We start from the raw sequence: 26,831 nt of genomic DNA, 5'->3' as shown, positions 1-26,831 counted from the left end.
CAGCTCTGGACACTGTATGAATCAACAGTATAATAAGTAGCAAGTTGACGATAACGTCGCACTCAATCGCGAAACTTTTCACCGCAAGGTGACAGTCTGGAGAAAGTAATGGACGAGAATAAACAAAAAGCCTTAGCCGCAGCGCTCGGTCAAATTGAAAAGCAATTCGGTAAAGGCTCTATCATGCTGCTCGGTGATAACCGTACTATGGATGTAGAGACGATTTCAACCGGTTCTCTTTCTCTTGACATCGCATTGGGTGCCGGCGGTTTACCAATGGGGCGGATTGTTGAAGTTTATGGTCCTGAATCTTCGGGTAAAACAACCTTAACTCTTGAGTTAATTGCTTCTGCACAACGTGAAGGTAAAACCTGTGCGTTTATTGATGCTGAACACGCTCTTGATCCTATTTATGCTCAGAAACTGGGTGTGAAAATCAACGATTTACTCGTCTCTCAGCCTGATACTGGTGAGCAAGCATTAGAGATTTGTGATGCACTAGCGCGTTCAGGTGCCGTCGATGTCATCGTTGTTGACTCTGTTGCTGCGCTAACACCAAAAGCAGAAATCGAAGGTGAAATGGGTGATAGCCACATGGGGCTACAAGCCCGTATGCTTTCTCAAGCGATGCGTAAGCTGACGGGTAACTTGAAGCAGTCGAACTGTATGTGTATTTTCATCAACCAAATTCGGATGAAAATTGGCGTGATGTTTGGCAACCCAGAAACCACAACCGGTGGTAATGCTCTGAAGTTCTATGCCTCTGTTCGATTAGATATTCGCCGTACTGGCGCGATTAAAGAAGGCGAAGAAGTGGTTGGTAATGAAACCCGCATTAAAGTCGTTAAAAATAAAATCGCAGCTCCGTTTAAAGAAGCCAATACTCAAATCATGTATGGACAAGGATTTAACCGTGAGGGTGAGTTGGTCGATTTAGGGGTTAAACATAAGCTGATTGAAAAATCCGGTGCTTGGTACAGTTACAATGGCGATAAAATCGGCCAAGGTAAAGCCAATGCTTGTAAGTTCTTGCGTGAGCATCCTGAAGCCAGCAAGGCGATTGATAGCAAATTGCGTGAGATGTTACTCAGCCCTGAACAAGTTCCGCTCGATGAGCCTGAATTTGGCGTGATTCCTGAACAGGAAGAAGAGTTATAATCTAACGCCTGACTACTCTTTAAGCCCTGCTGTGCAGGGCTTTCTTATTGGAGCGAAAACGATGCATTCTCCTTTATCCTCGCGTTCTCCCCATCGACATCAAAATGCTTTAGCCGTTAGTTCTCCTAAAGAAACGGCTTTGCGGATATTGTCTCGTCGAGATCACAGTGAATATGAATTGCTGCAAAAGTTACTCCTCAAAGGGTTTAATCATGAGGAGGTACAACCTGTGATGAATTCTTGTCGAGAATACGGTTATCTTGATGATTTACGTTACGCTTTGAGTGCCATTCGCCAAGGCATGAACAAAGGCCATGGTGAGCGGAGAATTCGTCAGTTATTGCAGCAAAATCGAGTTGCCGATGATCTGGTCAATACCGCGTTACAGCAGCTTGATCCCGATTGGTTTCAACTTGCCAAGCAGCTAGCAGAAAAAAAGTTTAAAGCCCAAGCTGCGCTTGAAGCCAAAGAACAGGCAAAGCGGGTGCGATTTTTACAGTCTCGAGGTTTCAGTTTTGAACAGATTCACTACGCTTTGAATGATCAAGAAGAGATGAACTAAACGCTATATAACTGTCTATCACGCTTCTTTTCTATCACCATTAGCGGCTTTTATTTAAGAAAACTAGGCGAAGCCTTATCCATGCTTTACAATACGCAAAATTCTAACTTGAGTTATTCAGGAAGAGCTGCATGTTTATGAGCACCGATGAGGTTCGCCGCGCGTTCCTCTCATTCTTTGAAAGTAAAGGACACCAAATCGTTGACAGTTCGTCATTGGTGCCTGCAAACGATCCGACCCTGCTATTCACCAATGCTGGGATGAACCAATTTAAAGACTGCTTTTTAGGCCTAGAAAAACGCGCCTATACTCGCGCTACGACAGCTCAGCGCTGCGTTCGTGCTGGTGGTAAACACAACGATCTAGAAAACGTTGGCTTTACTGCTCGTCACCACACTTTTTTTGAAATGCTAGGCAACTTCAGTTTTGGCGATTATTTCAAAGAAGATGCCATTCAGTATGCGTGGGAGTTTTTAACCGAAGTGGTTAAGCTTCCTAAAGAGCGTCTATTGGTCACCGTTTATCAAACCGACGATGAAGCGTTTGATATTTGGCATCAGAAGATTGGTATTCCCCAAGATCGTATTATTCGTATTGGCGATAAGCCTGGTGGTAAAGCTTACGAGTCGGATAACTTCTGGCAAATGGGTGATACAGGACCTTGTGGCCCTTGCACGGAAATTTTCTACGATCATGGTGAGCATATTTGGGGTGGTCCTCCAGGTTCAGCTGAAGAAGATGGCGATCGATTTATTGAAATCTGGAACGTGGTCTTTATGCAGTTTAATCGCCACGCTGACGGAAAAATGGAACCATTGCCTAAGCCTTCGGTTGACACCGGAATGGGTATCGAGCGTATTTCGGCGATCACTCAGGGGGTTCATTCCAACTATGAGATTGACGTCTTCCAAACGTTAATCAAAGCCGCAGCAGACGTTATTGGTTACCAAGATCTCACTAATCAATCATTACGTGTTGTCGCTGACCATATTCGCTCTTGTGCCTTTTTGATCGTGGATGGTGTGATGCCGTCGAATGAAGGTCGTGGTTATGTGCTGCGCCGCATCATTCGCCGTGCAGTTCGTCATGGTAACAAATTAGGAGCACAAGGAGCTTTCTTCCATAAACTCGTAGCACCGTTAGCCGAGGTAATGGGCAGCGCTGGCGAAGAGCTTAAGAAACAGCACGCCTTAGTGGAAAAAGTACTGCGTATCGAAGAAGAAAACTTTGGTCGTACATTAGAGCGCGGTATGGCGATTCTCAACGATGCATTGGATGCGGTTAAAGGTTCGGTTTTAGATGGTGAAACCGTATTCAAACTCTATGATACTTACGGCTTCCCTGCGGATTTAACCAATGATGTCGCGCGTGAGCGTGGTTTCACAATTGATGAAGAAGGCTTTGAAGCTGCGATGGAAGAGCAGCGTCAGCGCGCGCGCGATGCAGGCAATTTTGGCACCGATTACAACAGCCTGATTAAGGTTGATGGAGAAACGGAATTTTGTGGTTATAGCGCGACCCAGCAAATGAGTCCGGTATCTGCCTTGTTTGTCGATGGACAAGAAGTTTCGGCGCTATCCGCGGGTGATAAAGCGATTGTGGTTTTGGAAACGACGCCGTTTTATGCTGAATCCGGTGGTCAATGCGGTGATGCTGGCTTACTGAGAACCGCTTCGGGTGTGTTTAAAGTAGAAGATACCCAGAAATTGGGTAATGCCATTGCCCATTATGGTGTGATGCAAGAAGGTGTATTAGCAAGTAGCGATCATGTAGAAGCCTTGGTGGATGAAAAACGTCGCAATGCGATCTCACTCAATCACTCAGCGACCCACTTATTGCACGCCGCTTTACGTCAAGTGCTCGGTGAGCATGTGACGCAAAAAGGCTCACTGGTTAGAGCCGAAAATTTGCGTTTCGATTTCTCTCATTTAGAAGCGATGACCGCAGCAGAAATTAAGCAAGTTGAACGTTTAGTTAATGCGCAAATTCGTTTAAATCATGTAATTGAAACTCATGTGATGGACATCGAGTCAGCCAAGCAAAAAGGCGCGATGGCGCTGTTTGGCGAGAAATACGATGAACAAGTGCGTGTCTTGTCGATGGGTGATTTCTCGACTGAATTATGCGGTGGTATTCATGCGTCACATACTGGCGATATTGGCCTATTTAAGATTCTCTCTGAAGGAGGAATTGCGGCAGGGATCCGTCGTATCGAAGCCGTAACGGGTGAAGCCGCACTGGATGCACTGGATACTCAGCAGCACAAGTACGAAGAGAAATTATCGGAAGCGGTGCAAAAAACTAAGCAATTGGAAAAAGAAATCCAGCAACTGAAAGATAAACTTGCTTCACAAGCGAGTGTTAGCTTGATCGATCAGGTTAAATTAATCGCGGGTGTTAAAGTCCTCGTGGCGCAATTGAATGGCGCTGATAATAAAGCCTTACGTGGCATGGTGGATGAACTTAAAAACCAATTGGGTAGTGGTATTATTTTACTTGGCAATGTAGCTGACGACAAAGTTGGTTTAATTGCTGGCGTAACTAACGATCTGACCGCCAAAGTCAAAGCCGGTGAGCTGGTTAACCTCGTTGCTCAGCAAGTTGGTGGCAAGGGTGGTGGTCGTCCTGATATGGCTCAAGCTGGGGGAAGTGACGCACAAGCACTGCCATTGGCTTTAGAGTCAGTAGACGCTTGGATTGCTGAGCGTCTATAAAATAATGATAACTTACGCTCAATCACTGTTTTTTTGATTGAGCGTAACTTTATCTGGTTAACCAAGTGGTGTAATTGACGTTATTTTAACCGTAACCAATTACTCACTTGGTTTTGTTGTTTATACTCTTCAAACAAATAATCAATAGGTTGATTAGTGTACTGGTTGATTATGATATTGTTTGAACCTAATGAGACTTTGGTCTTGGGAAGGTGAATACTGGTGAAAAAGCCCCTTATCGTGCAAAAGTTCGGCGGAACGTCGGTTGGTTCAATCGAAAGAATGTATACCGTAGCCGAACACATCATTAAAGCGAAGAATGATGGTAATCAAGTTGTCGTTGTCGTTTCGGCAATGTCAGGAGAAACTAATCGTTTATTGGGTCTCGCCCAACAAATCGATAGCGTTCCTACTGCTCGAGAACTTGATGTTTTGCTCTCTGCTGGTGAGCAAGTGTCGATGGCACTGTTGGCGATGACCTTAAATAAGTTAGGGTATGCTGCTCGCTCACTAACCGGAGCTCAGGCGAAGATTGTGACGGATAATCAACACAATGACGCAACGATTAAGAACATTGATACTCAAACGATTACTGAGCTATTAGAGCAAGATCAGATTGTGATAGTGGCAGGTTTTCAAGGTATTAATGACAATGGGGATATCACCACTTTAGGGCGAGGAGGCTCCGATACGAGTGCAGTAACACTCGCTGGAGCACTGAGAGCTGATGAGTGTCAAATATTCACGGATGTTGATGGTGTGTACACTTGTGATCCACGAGTGGTGCCTACAGCCAAAAAGCTAGACGTGATAGATTTCCCATCTATGGAAGAGATGGCGCGTAAAGGCGCTAAAGTGTTGCATTTACCTTGCGTGCAATATGCATGGAAGCATCAAGTGCCTTTACGAGTGTTATCAACGTTCGATGTTAATCATGGCAGTTTAATTAAAGGGGAAGTCGGTACACAAAGAGTCTGTGGCGTAGCGATACAACGCGATATGGCTTTAGTCACCGTTCCTCATGACAGCTTAGCTGGTTTAATTAAACAGTGTCAGATGCTAGCGATTGAACTTTGGAATGTGATCGAGGAGACAGAATGGGCAGGTGTGGTCATAAAACGCGATGCTTATGCTAAGTTGGATCTGGTGTTCCACGATAAAATCCGTAATAGTGAGCAGGTGAGTTTACTCACGACAGTTGGTTTGCAAGCCCCTGCTTTGATGGAGCATGCCTGCACATTGTTGGCCGAGAACGGTATTAATGTGCATTATGTATCTCACACCTCACACTCGTTAATGTTAATGCTTGCGCCGGACAAGGTTGATAGTGCGGCTAATATTTTGCACGAAGCTTATATTCATTCGGATACTTTATTGCAGTTTCAGGCTAAACAAGCCTTTTTAGGCTGATTTAGAGAGTATAGAGTTTACGAAAATATAACTTTTAGTAGATAATAGTGTTGTTGCAAGATAATACAGAGAATACTCAAGGAGCAAAGAATGCTAATTTTGACTCGCCGCGTTGGCGAAACACTGATGATCGGTGATGAAGTAACCGTAACAGTTCTGGGCGTAAAAGGTAACCAAGTTCGTATTGGTGTGAATGCTCCGAAAGAGGTGTCTGTGCACCGTGAAGAAATCTACATGCGCATTCAAGCTGAAAAAGGTAATGGTAACGCCACGACTGGCAATTACTAATTACTGAACTGAGGAAGGCTGACGATTGTCAGCCTTTCTGGTTTTTTATTTACCGCCATGACAGTCGAGATAGCGCATTTTGAGTGTCTGTGTGATAAGTCGTGTGCGAGATTATTTAGGTGTTTGTTTTTACCTATACTTTTTCTAAAGTGCAAATTCTCAACGCTTTGGTTAAATTGCCAACGGTTGATGTGGTTTTTGTTTTTTTTACCAAGAAAGTGTTTGACATATTTTGGGTAAATCGTAATATGTGCCTCCGCAAGACGGTGAGGTGGCCGAGAGGCTGAAGGCGCTCCCCTGCTAAGGGAGTATACGGTTTGTAGCCGTATCGAGGGTTCGAATCCCTCCCTCATCGCCATCTTGTGGCGCTTGTTTAGATGAAGAAATTTGTAGAAATAAGTGACAGCGCGTCCTTAGCTCAGCTGGATAGAGTACCTGGCTACGAACCAGGCGGTCGGAGGTTCGAATCCTCCAGGACGCGCCATATTTCTTTTAGAGTATAAATATGTGGTGAGGTGGCCGAGAGGCTGAAGGCGCTCCCCTGCTAAGGGAGTATACGGTTTGTAGCCGTATCGAGGGTTCGAATCCCTCCCTCATCGCCATTTGTTGACCTGAGGTCAACATTTTTGTTTTAAAAGAAATAGTTAGTGATGAAAATCACTCTTGCGCGCTCATAGCTCAGCTGGATAGAGTACCTGGCTACGAACCAGGCGGTCGGAGGTTCGAATCCTCCTGAGCGCGCCATATTTTAAACTAGTGATGTCAATCATTAGCCTTGCGTCCTTAGCTCAGCTGGATAGAGTACCTGGCTACGAACCAGGCGGTCGGAGGTTCGAATCCTCCAGGACGCGCCATATTACGGTGAGTGATCACCGATTCTTTTCTTCACTAGTGGTGTGAATGAATAGATAAAACATCTGCGCGCTCATAGCTCAGCTGGATAGAGTACCTGGCTACGAACCAGGCGGTCGGAGGTTCGAATCCTCCTGAGCGCGCCATTTATAAGAACCTCGCTTAGGCGGGGTTTTTTATTTCCCTTGATTTAACTTTTCATTAACATTTTTTGTTGTTTTAATTTACAAGTCTTTGTTTTCAATAAATGCTTTTTGCAATTAATGGCAATATCGTTTGTCGGAGTATCAAAACTCACCAAACTTGCTATTTTGAATATAATCTCTGCTCTTATTTAGCCAATATTACACTCGTTTATGTGATTCATGTGACGCTTCTATGACTTACATGCCCCGATTTGGTCAAAGATGTTTAAAGCAAATTGACAATTTTTCGCCAGTCGAGATAATCCCTGCTGACCTCGCTTTTATCTAAGCTTTGAGTAAGTCATCTCAATCGCTGATAGGCATTTTTATCACCAATGATAATGTTCTAAGTGAGGCCAAGACGCTGTAGCCGTCAATGTAATTTCTCAAGCAGATTGTCAGGATGACAGAGAAAGGAAGCAACATGATTGATATTGGAAGCCTGCTTATCGATGCCGCAACCTTAATGGGTACAGGAATGGCGGTAGTATTTGTTTTTTTAACTATTTTGGTCTATCTGGTTCGACTGATGTCCAAATGTCTCCCCGATGAGGCACTACCAGAAGCGAAGCCTGTCCCAGCCCATAACCGTATCCCTTCAGCCACGACTGCAAATCCTCAGGTTGTGGCGGCCATTTCTGCCGCGGTACATCAATACCGACATTCAGCAGTCTAATTGTAAGAATTAAAAGGAGTTAATCAGCATGTCTAAACCACTTGCTATCACCGATGTGGTCCTACGTGATGCACATCAGTCATTATTTGCGACTCGTATGCGCTTGGAAGATATGCTGCCGATTGCGGCAGAGTTAGATAAGATCGGCTATTGGTCACTGGAAACATGGGGTGGAGCGACATTTGATGCGTGCATTCGTTTTCTCGGTGAGGACCCTTGGCATCGTTTACGGGCATTAAAACAAGCGATGCCCAATACGCCGATGCAGATGTTGTTACGCGGCCAAAATTTATTAGGGTATCGTCATTATGCCGATGATGTTGTCGCCAAATTTGTAGAACGCGCTCATGCCAATGGCATGGATGTATTTCGTATTTTTGATGCGATGAACGATGTACGTAATTTTCAACAAGCAGTAAAAGCAACGATCGATGTTGGTGCTCATGCTCAGGGGACACTTTCTTACACTACTAGCCCAGTTCACAATACTCAGACTTGGGTCGATCTTGCGAAACGTTTAGAAGATCTCGGCTGCCACTCTTTGTGCATTAAAGATATGTCTGGGCTACTTAAACCTTATGAAGCGGAAGAACTGATTTCGCGGATTAAGGCGTCTTGCGCAGTGCCTCTAGCCTTGCATTGTCATGCAACCACTGGGCTGTCGACGGCAACCGCGATTAAAGCGGTTGAAGCTGGGGTAGATATTCTGGATACCGCGATTTCGTCGATGAGTCAAACCTATGGTCATACGCCAACGGAAACCGTCGTTGCGATGCTGCAAGGGACAGAGCGTGATACACAACTGAGTCTTGAGCAATTAGCGCCAATTGCTGCCTATTTCCGTGAAGTACGTAAAAAGTACGCTCAATTTGAGGGGCAGTTAAAAGGGGTTGATTCACGAATCCTGATTGCTCAGGTACCTGGTGGTATGTTGACCAATATGGAGAGCCAGTTAAAAGAGCAAGGAGCGGCTGATCGTCTTGATGAAGTTCTGCAAGAGATCCCGAGAGTGCGCCATGATCTCGGTTATATTCCTTTGGTTACGCCTACCTCACAGATTGTCGGTACACAAGCGGTGATTAACGTTTTAACAGGTGAGCGTTATAAAAGTATTACCAAAGAAACGGCTGGTGTTTTGAAGGGCGAGTATGGCGCGACACCTGCCGAGGTTAATCATGAGTTACAGCAAAAAGTACTCGCAGGTGAGTCACCTATCACCTGTCGTCCTGCGGACCTTTTACAAGCAGAGATGGTTAACTTAACGAGCGAATTATTAGAGAAGGCCAAAATTGAAGGGATTTCTCTTGCTGAGCAAGCCGTTGATGATGTACTAACTTATGCCCTTTTCCCGCAGGTTGGTTTGAAGTTTTTAAAACACCGAGGTGATGCTTCAGCATTTGAACCCGCACCTAATCTTGCGCCTCAATCCTCTGTACCGACAGAAAATCGACAGACGAGTGTCGCGCAAAAAGGTGTTGAGACTTACAGCGTTAAGGTTGACGGTCAAATTTATCAAGTGGAGGTGGGCCCTCAGGGAGAATTGACTTCTGTCGCCGCTCAAGCTTTGCCTCACGTTGCGGTAGCTTCAGTATCAACCGTAGAAGCTGTGCCAGCACCGCTCGCTGGCAATATCTTTAAAGTTCAAGTTCAACCAGGGTGCGAAGTGGTTGAAGGTGATGTATTGGTGATTTTAGAAGCAATGAAAATGGAGACGGAAGTGCGTGCTGCACGTAATGGTGTCGTCCAAGCACTACATGTCAAAGAAGGTGATGCTGTCTCCGTTGGTACGCCAATCTTAAGTCTGGCATAGGGGTTATCACATGGACGGATTGTTAACTCTATGGAATGAAACTGGGATTGCTAATTTTGAACTCAGCCAATTAATCATGATTTTGGTTGGTGTGGGATTGCTATTTTTAGCCATTGGCAAAGGATTTGAGCCGTTATTATTGCTGCCGATTGGTTTTGGAGCGATTTTAGCCAACATTCCTAATGCTGGTTTTACCGACCCCGGTGGATTGCTTTACTACGTTTATCACATAGGTATTGCGTCAGGTATTTTCCCGTTGTTGATCTTCCTTGGCGTAGGAGCCATGACCGATTTTGGTGCTTTAATTGCTAACCCGAAAACGTTATGGCTGGGTGCTGCGGCGCAGTTTGGGATTTTTGCCACCTTATTTGGTGCGATTTTACTCAATTATGTGCCAGGGATCAGTTTTACCATGGCGGATGCTGCTTCGATTTCGATCATCGGTGGGGCTGATGGCCCAACCGCGATTTTTCTGACCAGTAAACTCTCTCCTGATTTATTGGGGGCGGTTGCTGTTGCTGCTTATAGCTATATGGCGCTGGTGCCGATCATTCAGCCGCCAATCATGAGAGCATTGACTACGGAAAAAGAGCGTCAAATTAAGATGGCTCAGCTTCGCCCTGTCAGTAAACTGGAAAAAATGATCTTTCCATTGTTAGTGTTGTTGATGGCAATCTTATTTCTTCCGGCAGCGACCCCCTTGGTTGGTATGTTCTGTTTAGGTAATTTAATGCGTGAAGCGGGAGTTGTTGAGCGATTATCGAAAACGGCACAAAATGAGCTGATTAATATTGTGACTATCTTCTTAGGTTTGGGAGTCGGTTCTCAACTGCAAGCGGACAAGTTTCTCAATGTCTCGACGCTGGGAATATTATTGCTTGGTGCCGTTGCTTTCAGTATTGGTACTGCTGGCGGTGTATTGATGGCGAAATTACTCAATAAATTTTCTAAAGAAGACATTAATCCTCTGATCGGTGCCGCTGGTGTTTCTGCGGTACCAATGGCTGCTCGAGTGGTGAATAAAGTCGGCTTAGAAGCCAATCCGCAAAACTTTTTATTAATGCATGCGATGGGGCCGAATGTGGCAGGGGTATTAGGTTCAGCCGTTGCTGCTGGAGTATTGCTTGCCTTGGTAGGTTGAGCAACACATCGAGTCTGAATATTGAGTGTCTTCACTCTTAGCAATGAAACGGACGCTCTCCAATCACTTTGGGGAGATATAGTTCACAATCAGTTATAAAATGATATATATTCAAAGGGATGCTTCGGCATCTCTTTTTACTTGCTAGCAATAGGAACCGAGGACATGGACAATAAGCAGATAGTCATTACCCAATTCGGTGGGCCAGAAGTGCTCGCGATTCAATCATCAAGCATTCCAGAGCCACAGGAAGGGGAGGTGTTAGTCAAGGTTGCTTTTGCTAGCGTGAATCCAATTGATATCAAAACTCGCGCCGGTTTAGGTTGGGCTGCAGAACAAAATAAAGATAAATTGCCTTGGGTTCCTGGTTATGACATCTCCGGACGGATTATTAAAGTTGGTGCTGGGGTTTGTGAGTTACAGCAAGGGATGAATGTCGCAGGCTTTATTGGTTTTCCACTGCGAGGCGGCGGTTATAGTCAATATGTCTGTGTGGCGGAAAAAGATCTTAGTATCGTACCTGACTCGGTGACTTTGGAGGCAGCAGCTGCATTACCATTAGCTGGACAGACTGCAGCTCAAGCTTTAAGTAAAGCTCAGATTAAAGAGAGCGATCGTGTATTGATCCTTGCTGGAGCCGGCGGCGTTGGGCATATCGCTTTACAGATAGCGTTAGCCACGAAAGCGGAAGTTTACACCACTTGTAGTGAAGCCAATTTAGATTATCTTGCCACATTAGGTGCTCATGCAATCAATTATCAATTCGCTCCTGTTTCTCAGCGATTAGAAGAGGTTGATGTACTGATCGATCTTGTTGGTGGCGATGTTGCTCTCGACGCACTTAAATGTTTGAAAGATGCGGCCAGAGTGGTCACAGTACCCACACTCAGCGCTGAGCTTATCTGTGAGAAAGCCAAATTATTGGGTTTTGAAGCCTGTGGTATGTTGGTCGATCCTAATCCTGAGCAGCTAGATACTATGCTATACATGGTTGGGGTTGGGTTATTGAAAATAGAAATTCAACATATTTACCCTCTGCAAGAAGTACAACAAGCACACGAGCAAATCGCAACGGGACATACGCGAGGTAAAATCTTGCTTAATATGCAATGCTAGAACTATTTAATATCAGTTTTACCTATTTGGCGGAGCTGTTTTCTACTTCAGCACTTTGGGTATTGTTTGTTGTTAGTTTTCTTAGCGCGACTTTACTTCCCGGTGGTTCCGAAGCGATACTCATTGCAACACTTGCCCTTGGTCAATACTCTCCATGGTTGATCATTTTGATCGCAACGCTTGGTAATTCACTCGGAGGTATGACTAATTATTGGTTAGGTTTATTGCTTCCTAATCGAACTCAACAGGAAAAACATGGTCATAATGCATTAACGTGGTTAAACAAACATGGTTATTGGGCATTATTATTCAGTTGGTTACCGATTATTGGTGATCCACTTTGTTTAGCCGCAGGGTGGTTACGAATGCGTGGTAGTGTGGTTTTTTGTATGCTCCTGATTGGGAAGATGCTCCGCTACTGCTTATTAACTGCAATTTTCTACGGTCTTTTTTAAGGTGATGGCATGAAGACTATTTGGCTAGGTGCACTCGCGCTGCTAGCTCTCTCTGGCTGTTCTACTCCTACCTCGTTATCCTTTTTTTCATCCTTACCTTCTGGTGTCACTTTACTAGAAGAGATCGAAGCACAGCCTGATAAAGTGATGATTCCCTATAGCAAATATCGCTTAGATAATGGCTTAACCGTGATTTTGTCACCGGATCATTCTGATCCATTAGTGCATGTTGATATGACGTATCATGTCGGCTCTGCTCGTGAGGAGCAAGGTAAGTCTGGGTTCGCACATTTCTTTGAACACATGATGTTTCAAGGTTCTAAGCATGTCGCCGATCAAGAGCATTTTCGGTTGATTACTGAAGCTGGCGGACGTTTAAATGGCACCACCAATCGTGATCGAACCAATTATTTTCAAACCGTTCCTGCTAACCAACTAGAAAAAGTGTTATGGCTAGAAGCCGATCGAATGGGCTTTTTACTTGATGCTGTTTCGCAGCGTAAGTTTGAAATACAACGTGATACGGTGAAAAACGAGCGCGCACAAAACTATGATAATCGTCCTTATGGACTGATTTGGGAGAAAATGGCTGAAGCCTTGTATCCACAAAGCCATCCTTATTCGTGGCAGACGATTGGTTATGTCGAAGATTTAGATCGAGTGGATGTGAATGATCTGAAAGCTTTTTTCTTACGCTGGTATGGACCGAATAATGCAGTTCTTACGATTGGCGGGGACATTGATGTTAAACAAACCTTAGCTTGGGTTAATCGTTATTTTGGCTCGATTCCCAGAGGTCCAGAGGTTGATAAGGCAGAGAAACAGCCAGTCACGTTAATGGAAGATCGTTATATCACCTTAGAAGATCGTATTCAGCAGCCGATGGTACTGATTGGCTTCCCAACGGCTTATCGAGGCGCTGAACAACAAGCTTCATTAGATGCCTTAGCACAAGTACTTGGTAGTGGTAGTAATAGTTTACTGTATCAGAATTTAGTAAGAACACAGAAAGCGGTCGATGCCGGTGCTTTTCAAGATTGTGCAGAACTGGCATGTACTTTTTATATCTACGCGATGGCTCCCTCAGGGCAACGTGCTCAATTGGCCCCCTTGTATAAAGAAATCATGCGTACATTGGCACAATTTGAGCAGCAAGGTGTTGGTGATGACCGTCTAGCGCAAATCTCTGGGATGGCAGAAGCGAACGCTATTTTTGCTTTACAAAGTGTTCAAGGCAAAGTGACCCAGTTGGCAAGTAATCAAACCTTCTATGATCAACCCGATCGTATCGAAGCACAGTTAGCACAGTTAAGAGCGGTTACCCCTCAATCAGTGAATCAGGCTTTTCAAACTTATCTACAAGGTAAACCCAAAGTCACATTAAGTGTTGTCCCTCGAGGTCGTCAATCATTAGCCGTTCGTCAAGCAACCTTTGTCACTCCTGATCGTTTATTACCCACGTATCAGAAAATAACAGAACAACAGCTAGAATACCGCCAAGTCGTGGATAATTTTGATCGTTCGGTGATGCCTGCCGTTGCGCAAGCTGTACAAATTAATATGCCTGAGTTGTATGAAATCCATTTTGATAATGGCGCGGAGTTAATCGGGACGGTGAGCAGTGAGACTCCGACGGTACAAATAGAGATCCGTTTACCGGCGGGAGAGCGTCATGTTGAAGCTGGCAAAGAAGGCTTAGCAAATTTAACGGCAGCTTTAATCAAGCAGGACTCAGCGATACGCAGTGTGGAAGCGATTCAAGCACAACTTGATAAACTGGGTTCGACCATCAGTCTCAATACCGGAGCTTATTCAACCAATGTGGTTATCTCAAGCTTAACCAAGCATTTGCCAGAAACATTGCAGATTGTCCAAGAGATGTTATTAACCCCTGGATTTAAGCAAGAGGATTTTGAGCGTATCCAGCAACAAATGCTGCAAAGTGTGGTCTATCAGCATCAGCAACCTAGTTGGTTGGCAGGGCAGGCGATGCGTCAAGTGTTGTTTGGCGACTCGGTGTTTGCTCGTTCGAGTGATGGTACACAAGCCTCTATTGCTGCACTGACATTGGATGAGGTTAAAGGTTTTTATCAGCAGCATTATACGCCACACGGTGCTCAAGTGATTGTCGTCGGTGATATTGAACCTCAACAAGTTCGCGAACAACTGGCTTTTTTTACTGATTGGCATGGTCAACCTGCCCCTATTCTCCGTCCGCAAGTGATCCCGACGCTCACTGAGCAGCGTCTTTTTTTGGTCGATAAACCCGATTCACCGCAAAGTGTGGTGCGTTTTGTTCGCCGTGGACTGCCTTTCGATGCCACGGGAGAAATGTATCTCACTCAATTAACGAATTTCAACTTGGCGGGTAACTTTAATAGTCGTATTAACCAGAATCTACGTGAAGATAAAGGCTATACCTACGGTGCAAGTGGTTATTTGTCCAGTAATCGTGAAGTGGGGGCGATCATTTTTAATGCTCAAGTGCGAGCGAATGCAACGTTACCAGCCATTCAAGAAATTATCCAAGAACTGAGTCATTTTAGTCAGTATGGTTTAACCACGGATGAGATGGCCTTTTTACGTCTTGCCGTTGGTCAACAAGAGGCTTTGAGTTACGAAACGCCTTCACAAAAAGCACAATTGATTGGACAAATGCTGACTAATAATCTGGATCAGGATTATCTTCAGCAGCGTAATCGTCTATTGAAAACGGTGAATAAATCGACACTGAACACATTGGCGGCGAAATGGTTTGTCCCAGAGGATTATCAAATTATTGTGGTTGGCGATGCTAAAAGCTTAAGGCCACAATTAGAAAAATTATCAATTCCGATTGAAGAGCTTGAAATAATCCATTAGAGCACGCATATATAAAAACAACGTAGAAGAAAAGATACGGCTTTCAAGGCTGCGCTATGAGCCATTAGGTTTCTTATCGCGTATCAAATATCGCATTCTACCTCGTTACTTGAGCAACTAAGGCCACAAAAATGTTACGTGGCTTTCGTTGCTGTGACAAAGTAGCGATCAAGCAATGGAGTCTGCATCTTCTGGAGCGTCTGTGGGCCTTGGGCGAACGACGGTAGCGATATCTACAACATCATCTATTTATAAGCGAATTTTATTTTGACTAACTTTGCCGATCGACTAGCACGAGTTGCTAATCAACCAGAAATATTTCAGCAGTTTGGCCGTGGTGTTGAGCGTGAAACTTTACGTTATACCGTCGATGGTCGTATTGCTCAAACGCCGCACCCTGAGAAACTAGGTTCAGCGTTGACTAATGCTTGGATCACTACTGATTTTGCTGAATCATTACTGGAGTTTATTACGCCAGTGTCGAACAATGTCGATACCTTAATGGCTCAATTAGCAGACATTCATCATTTTACGCAAGCTAACATTGGTGACGAAAAACTCTGGCCTCTCTCTATGCCTTGTTATGTTGGGAGTGAAGCGGATATTCAGCTTGCTCAATACGGCACTTCCAATACTGGACGAATGAAAACCCTATACCGAACAGGATTAAAACAGCGTTACGGCAGCCTAATGCAGATCATCTCTGGCGTGCATTTTAATTTCTCGTTTCCAGCTGCATTTTGGGATGCCTTATACGGCGAGCAAACGGATCAAGAGCGTCAAGCTAGTCAGTCGCAAGCCTATTTTGGCCTAATCCGTAACTATTATCGTTTTGGTTGGTTGATCCCTTATTTTTTTGGGGCCTCTCCAGCATTATGCTCTTCATTTATTCAGGGAAGAGAAACGCAGTTACCTTTCGAATCGATAGGTAAAACGCTCTACCTACCTTATTCAACTTCATTGAGACTGAGTGATTTAGGTTACACCAATGATGCGCAAAGTAGCCTCAAAATTGGTTTTAATAGTTTAGAACAATATTTAACTGGCTTAAATCAAGCGATAAGAACGCCATCTGAGCTATTTGCTAATATTGGTGTCAAAGTCGATGGTGAATATCGTCAACTGAATAGCAATATTTTACAAATTGAAAATGAGCTCTATGCGCCGATTCGTCCGAAACGTGTTGCTAAAAATGGTGAAAAACCTTCAGAAGCGTTAGCGCGTGGTGGGGTAGAATACATTGAAGTACGTTCATTGGATGTCAATCCTTTCAGTCCTATCGGGATCACCGAACAGCAAGTACGTTTTCTAGATTTGTTCCTCACATGGACCGCTTTATCAGATTCAGACCCGATGGATAGTTGTGAGTTACAGTGTTGGCGCGATAACTGGAGTAAAGTCGTCCTTGAAGGACGAAAACCAGGACTGGAGTTGCAAATTGGCTGTCATGGTGAAAAATTAACTCTGACGGCATGGGCGAAACGCGTATTTGCAGACCTAAGTTTGATTGCTGAGCAAATGGACGCGGCCTGTGGCGGTAATGCCTATCAAGAGGTGTGCCAAGAGCTTGCCCGCTGGATTGATAACCCTGAACAAACCTTATCGGCTCGTTTACTAGAAAAAACTCAGCAACTAGGTGGATTAGGTAAAGTCGGAAGTTATCTTGGTGAACGCTATCGTGAAGATAATTTACAGCATGCTTACCAAGTCTATTCCGAACAACAAATGCAGCAAGAAGTCGTTCGTTCACGCGAGGCTCAATTAGAGATAGAGCAGCAAGACACGCTGAGTTTCGATGCCTTTTTAGCTGACTATTTTAGCTATTTAGAGTCATAATCAGTGACGTATGAATAAGAAAATGTCGTTCGTTTGCTACGCAGACTGAGATCGCTAGTGAATTGGGCTCAGCGTACAAATGGGTATTTTAACGGTTAAACAAGGAGATAAGTTACATGCCATTATTAGATAGTTTTACGGTCGATCATACCCGTATGCAAGCTCCCGCTGTACGCGTAGCGAAAACGATGCAAACACCCAAAGGTGATACCATCACTGTGTTTGACCTACGTTTTACTCTACCTAATCAAGCGATTTTATCTGAAAAAGGGATTCATACTCTAGAGCACCTTTATGCAGGGTTTATGCGTAATCATCTTAATAGCGAAGAGGTAGAAATTATTGATATTTCTCCTATGGGATGCCGCACTGGGTTTTATATGAGTTTGATTGGTACCCCTACGGAGCAGCAAGTGGCTAAGGCGTGGCTCGCTGCGATGGAAGATGTTTTGAAAGTTCGTGATCAAAAGGACATTCCAGAACTCAATGAGTATCAGTGCGGTACTGCAGCGATGCACTCTTTATCGGAAGCACAAGCCATTGCTCAGCAAGTATTGACCAGCGGTATTGGAGTGAACAAAAACGATCAACTTGCTTTACCTGAATCGATGCTAAAAAATTTACAAGTCAATTAATAGCTTAAGAAACTATCAGGTAATAAAAATGGGCTGCGTTGATTCGCAGCCCATTTTTTTAGCCGTTTATGATCATCATAGATTAGGGCTTTTTGATTTTTCGCGGGTAGACACGCACTAGCTTTATGCGGTTTTCTTCTAACTGAACAATTTCCATCGGATGATTAGCAACTTTAACACTTAAGTGAGTTTCAGGTATCTCTTCTAAATGTTCCAGAATTAGTCCATTTAGGGTTCTTGGCCCATCGGTTGGTAACTTCCATTTTAAGCTTTTATTAATATCGCGAATATTAGCACTACCCTCAATTAAGAAGCTGCCATCACCTTGTGGTGTGATCTCTTCAGCTAAGCTAGGAGCCATTGAGGTGGTAAACTCACCGACAATCTCTTCCAGAATATCTTCTAAGGTAATAAGACCTATAATATCGCCGTACTCATCAACGATAAGACCAATTCTCTGTTTATTACGTTGGAATTTGAGTAATTGGACATTAAGCGGTGTTCCTTCGGGAATAAAGTACACTTCATCAGCGGCCCGAAAGAGCGTTTCTTTATTGAATTCGTTTTTTTCTAACATTAACCGTGCTGCTTCACGTAAGCGCAGCATGCCGACTGCCTCATCAATATTGTCGCGATACAGTACTACTCGACCATGAGGTGAGTGAGTGAGCTGGCGAATGATCGACTTCCAATCATCATTAATATTAATGCCCGTGATTTCATTACGCGGAATCATAATGTCATTCACTGTTACATGTTCTAAATCAAGAATGGATAACAGCATATCTTGGTGGCGACGAGGAATAAGCCGCCCTGCATCGTTAACAATCGTACGCAGTTCTTCGGAGCTGAGGGGATCATCGCGAGTGTGTTTAGCATTGAGACCCAGTAAGCGAATGAAGCCGTTGGTGATGAAATTGATAAAAACCACCAAAGGAGAAAGCACTTTCATTAGAAAAGTCAGCACAACACTGCTGGTATAAGATACCCTTTCAGGGTAAATCGCAGCTAGCGTTTTCGGGGTCACTTCCGCGAAGACGAGAATCACGAGAGTTAATACACCGGTTGCTATCGCTACACCAATATCACCATATAGTCGCATCCCGATGATCGTAGCAATCGCAGAGGCAAGGATATTGACTAAGTTATTGCCAATCAAGATCAAGCCTATTAAACGGTCTGGACGACTGAGTAACCGTTCAACGCGTTTAGCGCCTTTATGACCAGTACTCGCTAAATGCTTAAGGCGATAGCGGTTAAGTGCCATCATGCCTGTTTCTGAGCCTGAAAAATAGGCAGAAATAATGATAAGACACGCGAGTAGCGCAAATAAGATACCCGTTGATATGTCGTCCAAAACGCTTTGTTTCCTTATACTTATAGATGTTCAATAACAAAAAGAGCGTATCCCTTTTCGATGAAAAGCAACGTCGGTGCGACTGTAGTCACTAGTCCCCATTAGACGGTTTATCTGTATTTATGGGGTACTCATCTTACCGTTTATTTGTTACATCAAGTGATTCAGGGATAAAGTTGTATCCAGAAATAAAATACACTGAGCTTATATGGGGATTAAGTCCACCGTTTTCATCCCATCGTTAGACTTAAATTAAGCATTATTTTCCATGATGATAGGTCGATAAAGTCAGATATAAACAGACCTTAGCGCAGAATGATCTCTCTGACAAATCGACTACCGAAGTAAGCAAGGGTGAGTAATGTCGCCCCTGCAACGGCAAACCAAGTCACTTTGCGTCCTCGCCATCCTTTTTGATAATGGCCCCATAATAAAATTGAATAAACGATCCAAGCGATAAACGATAAAATACCTTTATGAGCTTTACCTTGAGCAAACATATCCTGCACAAAAAGTGCACCGGTTAATAATGTTCCTGTAAGTAGAACATTGCCGATTAAAATAATTTTAAACAGTTGGCGCTCGACCATCATCAAGGGCGGTAAATTAGGGTTGATGGATAAGCCTTTCTTTTTTTTCAATTTGTAATCCAGCCAAGCAAGCTGTAAAGCGTATAATGCACCAATGGATAACGTAGAATAAGAGAAAAGAGCTAAGGCAATATGAGCCATTAGCTCTGGTTCACGTTCCAAATGAGTGATAAAGGTACTTGGTAGAAAGGTTGCCAAAAACAAATTGATTGCTGAAAAGCTATACACTACTGGCAGTAAAAACCATAAACGTACCTTGAACATAGCTAAACTCATCACCAAAGCAATGATAAAGCTGATCAACGAAGCGACATTAAGAATACTAAGATTTTGTCCATTACTGTGGAAAATTAAGCCACTAAGTAACCAGGCATGAAAAAAAAGCCCCAATGTAGCGCTAATAAAGACGGTTTTTGCCTTAATGCCCGTTTGATTAACCAGTCCAGGGACAATAGTGGCAATCGATAAAAAATACAGCGTAGCGGCAACAATAGCGATTAGGTTATCCATGCTTGTCACAAATTTAGTGGCTCAGTTGGCGAATTATACCTTGCCAAACCTTAATGAGCTACGTTGGATCGCAATCGTTTTTGAGAGTTGAGATATCGAAAGATAACCCAATCTAACAAAGAAACTCGACAGCTAGCTTGCAATGGGTATGCCTAAGCAGTTGGCTAAGGTATACTCAGGCGCATTGGTCGCCTAATCGCGAAGAGAAAAACATGTTTGAAAATTTAACCGATCGTTTATCTAAAACCCTAAAGAATATTAGTGGTAAAGGTCGTCTTACCGAAGACAATATAAAAGATACCTTACGTGAAGTGCGTATGGCACTACTGGAGGCCGACGTTGCTTTGCCAGTGGTGCGCGACTTCGTTAGTCGAGTAAAAGAGAGTGCTGTTGGCGTTGAAGTTTCCAAATCGTTAACGCCTGGGCAAGAGTTTATTAAAATAGTTCGCCATGAGCTTGAGACTGTCATGGGGGCCGCGAATGAAGCGTTGAATCTTGCTGCCCAGCCTCCGGCAATTATTTTAATGGCGGGTTTACAAGGGGCTGGTAAAACCACCAGTGTCGGTAAACTCTCTAAGTTACTTAAAGAACGTGATAAGAAAAAAGTGCTGGTGGTTTCGGCAGACGTTTATCGTCCGGCCGCGATTAAGCAGTTAGAAACATTAGCTAACGATTTGGGCGTGGATTTCTTTCCTTCATCAGCGGATCAAAAGCCGATTGATATTGCTAATGCTGCCGTCGATCATGCCAAGAAGAAGTTTTACGATGTCTTGATTGTCGATACAGCCGGTCGATTAGCGGTTGATGAAGTGATGATGGCTGAGATCAAAGCGCTTCATTCGGCGATTAACCCTGTAGAAACCTTGTTCGTCGTTGACGCAATGACAGGACAAGATGCCGCGAATACCGCCAAAGCGTTTGGTGATACTCTACCACTCACCGGGGTGATTTTAACCAAGGTTGATGGTGATGCACGTGGCGGTGCGGCTTTGTCGGTACGTCATGTGACCGGAAAACCGATTAAGTTTTTAGGGGTCGGAGAAAAAACCGATGCTCTTGAAGCCTTCCATCCGGATCGCGTTGCCTCGCGTATTCTAGGTATGGGCGATGTCTTATCATTAATTGAAGATTTGCAGCGTAATGTTGATCAAGACAAAGCCGAGAAGCTAGCGAAGAAGTTCAAAGAGAAGAAAGGCTTTGATTTAGAAGATTTTCGCGAGCAATTAGGGCAGATGAAAAACATGGGTGGCATGATGGGAATGCTGGATAAGCTCCCTGGTATGTCACAACTTCCGGCGGGTGTTAAAGATAAAGTTGATGATCGCATGTTTAAGCAAATGGAAGCCATCATCAATTCGATGACCATGAAAGAGAGACAAAATCCCGATTTAATCAAAGGCTCGCGTAAAAAACGCATCGCGGCAGGCTCGGGAACACAAGTACAAGATATTAATCGGCTACTCAAGCAGTTTACTCAAATGCAAAAAATGATGAAAAAAATGCAAAAAGGCGGCATGAAGGGCATGATGCGCAATATGCAAGGTATGATGGGCGGTGGTGGCTTTAACCCATTTGGCCGTTAAAAAATCGAGGCTTGAGTTTTGCTTAAGCCAGTTTGTTTTTTTGCCTCTTTTTAAAGCTGTTACCTAAATCACAAAGTTAAAATGCAATTTATGCTGGTGAAAAAGTAGCTAAACCCCTTGCAAAGCCTCGGAATAAGAGTAAAATTCCGAGGCTTTATTTTGGCACGAGACCCCAAACTGTTTTAAATAAATAGTTTCTGGGGTTAATTTTATTTTTGAGAAAGCAAAGAGGACGACATGGTAACCATTCGTTTGGCACGTCACGGCGCTAAAAAGCGTCCATTTTATCAAATCGTTGTAGCTGATAGCCGCAACTCTGCAACTGGCCGTTTCATTGAGAAAGTTGGTTTCTTCAACCCAACAGCAGCGGGTAAAGAAGAAGGCCTACGTGTTGATCTAGATCGCGTGAACCATTGGGTTTCACAAGGCGCATCTCTATCTGATCGCGTAGCTAAACTAGTTAAAGACGCTCAAAAAGCGGCTTAATAACCAGTAGCAACTAGTTTATGTCGATGAAAGGCAAACAGACAATGAGCGAGCAAGGCGAGAAAATTGTTGTAGGCAAGTTTGGTGCTTCTTATGGCATTCGTGGCTGGCTTAAAGTTTTGTCCTACACAGACAATGCTGAAAGCATTTTCGATTATAGCCCTTGGTTGGTAAACCAAAATGGTGAATGGGTTGAGTACAAAGTAGAAAGTTGGAAGCGCCATAACAAAGGTTTGGTGGCAAAACTTGAAGGTCTTGATGTGCGTGAAGATGCTCATCTATTGACTAACTTTGAAATTTCAATTGACCCAGCTGCATTACCTGAGCTGTCAGAAGATGAATTCTACTGGCGTGAATTGTTTGGAATGCGAGTGGTGACAACGAAAGGTTATGACCTTGGTGAAGTTGTCGATATGTTAGAAACTGGCTCCAACGATGTTCTCGTAGTGAAAGCGAATCTTAAAGATGCTTTTGGGCAAAAGGAACGATTAATTCCGTTTCTTGAAGAGCAAGTGATCAAACAAATTGATCGCACTGCTCAACGGATCGAAGTTGACTGGGATCCTGCGTTTTAACTCTAAATCGATAAGGCGAAGAACACATGTGGGTTGGCATTATTAGCCTATTTCCTGAAATGTTCCGTAGCGTAACGGATTTTGGAGTCACAGGCCAAGCGGTAAAAAAAGGGCTATTATCCGTACAGAGCTGGAATCCACGCGATTTCGCTCATGACAAACGTCATACTGTCGATGATAAGCCTTACGGTGGTGGCCCAGGCATGTTAATGATGGTGCAACCTTTGCGTGACGCCATACATGCTGCCAAAGCAGCCGCACCGGGCAAGACGAAAGTGATTTATCTCTCTCCCCAAGGTCGAAAACTCGATCAGCAAGGAGTAGAAGAGCTGGCAAACAATGACAATTTATTGCTCATTTGTGGTCGCTACGAAGGGATAGATGAGCGCGTTATACAATCAGAGGTTGATGAAGAATGGTCAATCGGTGATTTTGTAATGACTGGGGGCGAAATTCCAGCCATGACGTTGATTGATACGGTGTCCCGTTTTATTCCAGGGGTATTAGGTGATTTCGCGTCAGCAGAAGAAGATTCTTTTGCTAATGGTTTATTGGATTGCCCACATTATACGCGCCCTGAAGTATTGGATGGCAAAACCGTACCTACGGTATTGATGTCTGGTAATCATCAGGAAATTCGTCGCTGGCGATTGAAACAATCGTTAGGCCGTACTTGGCTAAGAAGACCAGAGCTCCTGGAAAACCTAGCTCTGACTGACGAACAGGAACAATTACTGGCTGAGTATATTAAAGAGACTCAACAGTAACCTATTAAATTTAGTATCAGTTTATTCTAGGAATTTAAAAACATGAGTAATATCATCAAGGCTCTAGAACAAGAGCAAATGAAGAAAGACCTACCTAAATTCGCACCAGGTGACACTGTTGTGGTTCAAGTTAAGGTAAAAGAAGGTGATCGTGAGCGTCTACAGGCTTATGAAGGTGTTGTAATCGCTATCCGTAACCGTGGTCTACACTCAGCTTTCACTGTACGTAAGATTTCTAACGGTGAAGGTGTTGAGCGTGTGTTCCAAACTCACTCTCCAGTTGTTGCTAGCATTGAAGTGAAGCGCCGTGGTGCAGTACGTCGTGCCAAATTGTACTACCTACGCGATCTATCTGGTAAAGCAGCTCGTATTAGAGAGAAGCTTACTAGAAAATAATGCTAGAACTCGCGTTCTCATTGAGAAAACGGAGCCATTAGGCTCCGTTTTTTTATCTGTTGTTTGTTGCTGATACTCGATAAGCAATAAACGAGAGCGTTTATTCTCGGCTATCTTCGGCAATCGTCACTGGTACTATCATTTCTTGCCCTTTACGTAGCAGAGTAAACTCAATCACACTACCTGGACGCAGATCGGTGACCATATCCATGACACTCTGTCGGCCATTAATTTTTTGTCCGTCAATTTTTAAAATTATATCGCGGACCATAAATCCTGCTTGAGCGGCGGGGCCATTAGGATCAACTCCGAGCACGACGATTCCACCAATATGATCGCTACCCAATAGGCGTGAAGTTACCGCATTAATATCTTGCCCATCCACTCCGATGTACCCTCGAATTACTCGTCCGTCAGCGATGATTTTTTCCATGATTTTATTGGCCAGAACAAACGGAATGGCAAAAGAAATTCCATAGGTTTCTAATTCGGTTGCTTGTTGGAAAGAGGCGGTATTAATTCCTACTAACTCACCTTGGGTATTGACTAAAGCTCCACCTGAATTGCCTTCATTAATTGCAGCATCCGTTTGAATAAAGGCTTGTCGACCATCGGCACTGATTGAGGAACGGCCAGTCGCAGAGATAATACCGAAGGTGGTAGTTTGACCTAAGTTATAAGGATTACCAATTGCCAGAACTACGTCTCCCACTTTGGCATGATAGTTAGGGTTTTGAGGAATGACCGGTAAGTTATTACCTTCAATTTGTAAAATAGCGATATCGGTGCGTCGATCTTGGCCCACCAGCTGCGCAGCAGCAACTCGACCATCTTGCAAGGCAACAATAATTTGATCGGCTTGAGCAATAACGTGATAATTGGTGATGATATAACCTTTTTCACTGACAATAACCCCAGAACCGAGACCTTGTGTCGATAATTTACTACGATCGTTTTCCGAATATTTTCGACTGTAGATATTAACGACGGCTGGAGCCGCTCGCCGTACAGCATCATTAAATGAAATTTGTAATGAGGCAATATGAGCGGGTTGAGTGCTCGGTTTAACGACCAGATGAGCTCGTAATGATGGTGTCACGACAATCACCGCAAGCGCGACAATCAATCCAAGCCCAATAGAGCGAATCAGATAAATCAGCATGTTTTCCCCAAAATATAGTCATGCCACTGAATTTAACATCGATATGGTGTAGCTAACTAATAACCCTGACAATGCGGCATTACTCATGAACGGTATTGGTTAACGTCATCGGAACGACTGATATTCCCCAAAAGCTCGACGGTATTGGCCGCTGATTGGTACCTTCCAGTAATGCAGTTAGAGGCGTAATGAGAGGCGTGTTTTAAGGATACCATCACCTGCAGAAATAACAAAAGGCAGCGTAATGAGCGCTGCCTTTGAAACGTTGATGCTTGTTACAGAATGATTAACGTATAACAAGATAGAGTGTTCTATCACCACGTTGTATGTTTAAAGCAAGTATTGCTGGTGATTGCTCTAAAATGGCTCTGAATTCGGCGATGTTTCTGACTCGCTTACGGTTGACTCCAATAATGATGTCATCTTGTTGCAGTTGGTAAGCCTCAGCGCTAGAGCCTTTTTCTACCTGAGTGATTTTTACCCCTTGAATACTATCACTTGCAGTGGTGTTTGACAGTTCTGCACCCGTTAAGCCTTGATGCAGATTATCCGCTTTGGTTTTATTGAGCACCTGTTCTTCCAAGGTAACAGTAAAGGTTTTTTCTTTACCATCACGAACCACTCCCAGCTTAACTTTTTTACCTGGTCCAAGGGTGGCGACATTGGCTCGCAGTTCAGAGAAGGTATCGATTCTTCGACCATTGAGTGAAACGATAATATCACCCGCTTTAATTCCGGCTTTATCAGCAGCACTGTCAGCGACGACTTGACTAACAAATGCTCCTTTACTTGAGGTATAGCCTAAAGCTTCCGCCAGTTCAGAAGAGATTTCTCCCCCTTGAACGCCAAGCATGCCGCGTTTGACTTCTCCAAACTCAATGATTTGATCGGTGAGGTTTTTCATCATATTGGATGGGATGGCAAAGCCAATCCCTACATTACCCCCATTAGGGCCTAAAATTGCGGTATTAATACCAATCAGTTCGCCATTGAGATTAACTAATGCGCCACCAGAATTACCACTGTTGATCGCGGCATCAGTCTGGATAAAGTTTTCAAAATTTTCTAAATTTAAGCCGCTGCGACCGAGGGCAGAAATGATGCCTGAGGTGACGGTTTGTCCCAAACCAAATGGATTACCAATCGCGACCGCAAAGTCACCGACGCGTAATTGATCGGAATCAGCGATTGGCATCTCAGTAAGATTCGTGGTGTTGTTGATTTTCAGCAAAGCCACATCAGACATCTGATCACCACCAACCAGTTCTGCATTAAATTCTCTGCCGTCATACAGCTTGACGCGAATTTTTTCTGCATCATTAATTACATGATAGTTGGTGACAATATAACCTTTACTGGCGTTAATAATGACCCCAGAACCGAGTCCTCGAAAAGGGCGTTCTTGAAACTGTTCCGTTGGGAAATTAGGGCCAAAAAAGAAACGAAATTGGTCAGGGATACGCTGGCGAGCAACTTGAGTCCCCTCTACCGCGATACTGACTACGGCGGGTGTCACCGTTTCTAGCATCGGAGCCAGACTAGGCAGTGTTTGACCTTGTACTGCGATGGGCAATGCCGCATTAACCTGCAATGGTGTGATGAGGGAACTTAAGCTTAAAGAGAGAGCCGTTAAAACAAGCAAAGGTTTTTTCATCGTAACAATCCTCGTAAATAAATGCTTCATGAAAGTAATATTTGTCTTGAA

At 43.9% G+C, this 26,831-nt stretch carries 22 protein-coding genes and 6 tRNA genes; 24 read left to right on the top strand and 4 right to left on the bottom strand.

The window, feature by feature from the left end; translation table 11 throughout:
- The first annotated feature begins 108 nt into the window (after positions 1-108).
- The 19 genes from recA to luxS all read left to right on the top strand — a co-directional run bounded on the left by recA (position 109) and on the right by luxS (position 17,700).
- Complete coding sequence (gene recA / locus BSR11_RS02505) at positions 109-1,158, top strand: recombinase RecA (protein WP_072668909.1); 1,050 nt, start codon at positions 109-111, stop codon at positions 1,156-1,158.
- A gap of 61 nt (positions 1,159-1,219) precedes the next feature.
- On the top strand, positions 1,220-1,720 hold the full coding sequence (recX, locus tag BSR11_RS02500; RefSeq protein ID WP_072668908.1) for a recombination regulator RecX: 501 nt from the start codon (positions 1,220-1,222) through the stop codon (positions 1,718-1,720).
- 131 nt (positions 1,721-1,851) lie between these two features.
- On the top strand, positions 1,852-4,434 hold the full coding sequence (gene alaS, locus BSR11_RS02495; protein ID WP_072668907.1) for an alanine--tRNA ligase: 2,583 nt from the start codon (positions 1,852-1,854) through the stop codon (positions 4,432-4,434).
- Positions 4,435-4,656: 222 nt separating this feature from the next.
- Positions 4,657-5,844, top strand: coding sequence for an aspartate kinase (locus BSR11_RS02490; RefSeq protein WP_072668906.1), 1,188 nt, complete (start codon positions 4,657-4,659; stop codon positions 5,842-5,844).
- A 90-nt stretch (positions 5,845-5,934) separates the two neighbouring features.
- A complete protein-coding gene (csrA, locus tag BSR11_RS02485) occupies positions 5,935-6,132 on the top strand; it encodes a carbon storage regulator CsrA (RefSeq protein ID WP_072668905.1) in 198 nt (65 codons plus the stop codon).
- A 265-nt stretch (positions 6,133-6,397) separates the two neighbouring features.
- Positions 6,398-6,490, top strand: a tRNA-Ser gene (locus tag BSR11_RS02480).
- 49 nt (positions 6,491-6,539) lie between these two features.
- Positions 6,540-6,616: transfer RNA gene (locus tag BSR11_RS02475), tRNA-Arg, on the top strand.
- A 25-nt stretch (positions 6,617-6,641) separates the two neighbouring features.
- Positions 6,642-6,734 (top strand) — tRNA-Ser (locus BSR11_RS02470).
- A gap of 65 nt (positions 6,735-6,799) precedes the next feature.
- Positions 6,800-6,876 (top strand) — tRNA-Arg (locus BSR11_RS02465).
- A gap of 33 nt (positions 6,877-6,909) precedes the next feature.
- Positions 6,910-6,986, top strand: a tRNA-Arg gene (locus tag BSR11_RS02460).
- Positions 6,987-7,053: 67 nt separating this feature from the next.
- Positions 7,054-7,130 (top strand) — tRNA-Arg (locus BSR11_RS02455).
- Between the two features lie 463 nt (positions 7,131-7,593).
- Positions 7,594-7,845: an oxaloacetate decarboxylase subunit gamma gene (locus tag BSR11_RS02450; RefSeq protein WP_240004029.1), complete on the top strand. Its 252-nt coding sequence runs from the start codon at positions 7,594-7,596 to the stop codon at positions 7,843-7,845.
- Between the two features lie 28 nt (positions 7,846-7,873).
- Entirely contained in the window at positions 7,874-9,655 is a 1,782-nt protein-coding gene (oadA, locus tag BSR11_RS02445; protein ID WP_072668903.1) for a sodium-extruding oxaloacetate decarboxylase subunit alpha, read from the top strand.
- A gap of 10 nt (positions 9,656-9,665) precedes the next feature.
- Positions 9,666-10,796 (top strand): sodium ion-translocating decarboxylase subunit beta, encoded by a 1,131-nt coding sequence (locus tag BSR11_RS02440; RefSeq protein WP_072668902.1) that lies wholly within the window; start codon positions 9,666-9,668, stop codon positions 10,794-10,796.
- A gap of 165 nt (positions 10,797-10,961) precedes the next feature.
- Positions 10,962-11,912, top strand: coding sequence for an NADP-dependent oxidoreductase (locus BSR11_RS02435; protein ID WP_072668901.1), 951 nt, complete (start codon positions 10,962-10,964; stop codon positions 11,910-11,912).
- Entirely contained in the window at positions 11,906-12,367 is a 462-nt protein-coding gene (locus tag BSR11_RS02430; protein ID WP_072668900.1) for a YqaA family protein, read from the top strand. Before BSR11_RS02435 ends, BSR11_RS02430 begins: the two co-directional genes overlap by 7 nt.
- A 9-nt stretch (positions 12,368-12,376) precedes the next feature.
- Positions 12,377-15,229 (top strand): M16 family metallopeptidase, encoded by a 2,853-nt coding sequence (locus BSR11_RS02425; RefSeq protein WP_072668899.1) that lies wholly within the window; start codon positions 12,377-12,379, stop codon positions 15,227-15,229.
- Between the two features lie 267 nt (positions 15,230-15,496).
- On the top strand, positions 15,497-17,065 hold the full coding sequence (gene gshA, locus BSR11_RS02420) for a glutamate--cysteine ligase (RefSeq protein ID WP_072668898.1): 1,569 nt from the start codon (positions 15,497-15,499) through the stop codon (positions 17,063-17,065).
- A 116-nt stretch (positions 17,066-17,181) separates the two neighbouring features.
- The gene (luxS, locus tag BSR11_RS02415; protein ID WP_072668897.1) at positions 17,182-17,700 is read left to right on the top strand and encodes an S-ribosylhomocysteine lyase; all 519 of its coding nucleotides are present in this window, start codon (positions 17,182-17,184) and stop codon (positions 17,698-17,700) included.
- 82 nt (positions 17,701-17,782) lie between these two features.
- Here luxS and BSR11_RS02410 read toward each other — a convergent pair whose 3' ends face one another.
- The gene (locus tag BSR11_RS02410; protein ID WP_072668896.1) at positions 17,783-19,057 is read right to left on the bottom strand and encodes an HlyC/CorC family transporter; all 1,275 of its coding nucleotides are present in this window, start codon (positions 19,055-19,057) and stop codon (positions 17,783-17,785) included.
- 305 nt (positions 19,058-19,362) lie between these two features.
- Positions 19,363-20,157, bottom strand: a complete 795-nt coding sequence (locus BSR11_RS02405) for a cytochrome C assembly family protein (protein WP_072668895.1) — start codon at positions 20,155-20,157, stop codon at positions 19,363-19,365.
- A 212-nt stretch (positions 20,158-20,369) separates the two neighbouring features.
- On the opposite strand from BSR11_RS02405, the gene ffh reads away from it, so the two are divergent.
- The 5 genes from ffh (at position 20,370) to rplS (ending at position 23,964) form a co-directional block, all read left to right on the top strand.
- Entirely contained in the window at positions 20,370-21,740 is a 1,371-nt protein-coding gene (ffh, locus tag BSR11_RS02400) for a signal recognition particle protein (RefSeq protein ID WP_004395978.1), read from the top strand.
- Positions 21,741-21,977: 237 nt separating this feature from the next.
- Positions 21,978-22,226: a 30S ribosomal protein S16 gene (rpsP, locus tag BSR11_RS02395; protein WP_004395977.1), complete on the top strand. Its 249-nt coding sequence runs from the start codon at positions 21,978-21,980 to the stop codon at positions 22,224-22,226.
- Positions 22,227-22,246: 20 nt separating this feature from the next.
- Positions 22,247-22,801: a ribosome maturation factor RimM gene (rimM, locus tag BSR11_RS02390; RefSeq protein ID WP_072668894.1), complete on the top strand. Its 555-nt coding sequence runs from the start codon at positions 22,247-22,249 to the stop codon at positions 22,799-22,801.
- A 26-nt stretch (positions 22,802-22,827) separates the two neighbouring features.
- On the top strand, positions 22,828-23,568 hold the full coding sequence (trmD, locus tag BSR11_RS02385) for a tRNA (guanosine(37)-N1)-methyltransferase TrmD (RefSeq protein WP_072668893.1): 741 nt from the start codon (positions 22,828-22,830) through the stop codon (positions 23,566-23,568).
- A 42-nt stretch (positions 23,569-23,610) separates the two neighbouring features.
- Positions 23,611-23,964, top strand: a complete 354-nt coding sequence (rplS, locus tag BSR11_RS02380; protein ID WP_072668892.1) for a 50S ribosomal protein L19 — start codon at positions 23,611-23,613, stop codon at positions 23,962-23,964.
- 100 nt (positions 23,965-24,064) lie between these two features.
- Here the strand turns inward: rplS and degS are convergent, their stop codons facing one another.
- Positions 24,065-25,126: an outer membrane-stress sensor serine endopeptidase DegS gene (gene degS / locus BSR11_RS02375; protein ID WP_072668891.1), complete on the bottom strand. Its 1,062-nt coding sequence runs from the start codon at positions 25,124-25,126 to the stop codon at positions 24,065-24,067.
- Positions 25,127-25,412: 286 nt separating this feature from the next.
- A complete protein-coding gene (locus tag BSR11_RS02370) occupies positions 25,413-26,780 on the bottom strand; it encodes a DegQ family serine endoprotease (RefSeq protein ID WP_072668890.1) in 1,368 nt (455 codons plus the stop codon).
- Positions 26,781-26,831: the final 51 nt, after the last annotated feature.

This window comes from Vibrio injensis (assembly GCF_001895205.1).
Lineage (GTDB): Bacteria > Pseudomonadota > Gammaproteobacteria > Enterobacterales > Vibrionaceae > Vibrio > Vibrio injensis.
The sequence above is the reverse complement of the archived record's forward strand: the minus strand, read 5'-3'. Positions and strand labels throughout refer to the sequence as shown.

Bases quoted from the DNA above. Each gene is read 5' to 3' on its own strand.
- csrA (WP_072668905.1), top strand. From the start codon at position 5,935: ATGCTAATTTTGACTCGCCGCGTTGGCGAAACACTGATGATCGGTGAT.
- alaS (WP_072668907.1), top strand. From the start codon at position 1,852: ATGTTTATGAGCACCGATGAGGTTCGCCGCGCGTTCCTCTCATTCTTT.
- BSR11_RS02370 (WP_072668890.1), bottom strand. From the start codon at position 26,780: ATGAAAAAACCTTTGCTTGTTTTAACGGCTCTCTCTTTAAGCTTAAGT.
- oadA (WP_072668903.1), top strand. From the start codon at position 7,874: ATGTCTAAACCACTTGCTATCACCGATGTGGTCCTACGTGATGCACAT.
- rplS (WP_072668892.1), top strand. From the start codon at position 23,611: ATGAGTAATATCATCAAGGCTCTAGAACAAGAGCAAATGAAGAAAGAC.
- BSR11_RS02425 (WP_072668899.1), top strand. From the start codon at position 12,377: ATGAAGACTATTTGGCTAGGTGCACTCGCGCTGCTAGCTCTCTCTGGC.
- recX (WP_072668908.1), top strand. From the start codon at position 1,220: ATGCATTCTCCTTTATCCTCGCGTTCTCCCCATCGACATCAAAATGCT.
- BSR11_RS02435 (WP_072668901.1), top strand. From the start codon at position 10,962: ATGGACAATAAGCAGATAGTCATTACCCAATTCGGTGGGCCAGAAGTG.
- rimM (WP_072668894.1), top strand. From the start codon at position 22,247: ATGTCGATGAAAGGCAAACAGACAATGAGCGAGCAAGGCGAGAAAATT.
- BSR11_RS02440 (WP_072668902.1), top strand. From the start codon at position 9,666: ATGGACGGATTGTTAACTCTATGGAATGAAACTGGGATTGCTAATTTT.
- ffh (WP_004395978.1), top strand. From the start codon at position 20,370: ATGTTTGAAAATTTAACCGATCGTTTATCTAAAACCCTAAAGAATATT.
- luxS (WP_072668897.1), top strand. From the start codon at position 17,182: ATGCCATTATTAGATAGTTTTACGGTCGATCATACCCGTATGCAAGCT.
- trmD (WP_072668893.1), top strand. From the start codon at position 22,828: ATGTGGGTTGGCATTATTAGCCTATTTCCTGAAATGTTCCGTAGCGTA.
- BSR11_RS02430 (WP_072668900.1), top strand. From the start codon at position 11,906: ATGCTAGAACTATTTAATATCAGTTTTACCTATTTGGCGGAGCTGTTT.
- recA (WP_072668909.1), top strand. From the start codon at position 109: ATGGACGAGAATAAACAAAAAGCCTTAGCCGCAGCGCTCGGTCAAATT.
- BSR11_RS02450 (WP_240004029.1), top strand. From the start codon at position 7,594: ATGATTGATATTGGAAGCCTGCTTATCGATGCCGCAACCTTAATGGGT.
- rpsP (WP_004395977.1), top strand. From the start codon at position 21,978: ATGGTAACCATTCGTTTGGCACGTCACGGCGCTAAAAAGCGTCCATTT.
- BSR11_RS02405 (WP_072668895.1), bottom strand. From the start codon at position 20,157: ATGGATAACCTAATCGCTATTGTTGCCGCTACGCTGTATTTTTTATCG.
- degS (WP_072668891.1), bottom strand. From the start codon at position 25,126: ATGCTGATTTATCTGATTCGCTCTATTGGGCTTGGATTGATTGTCGCG.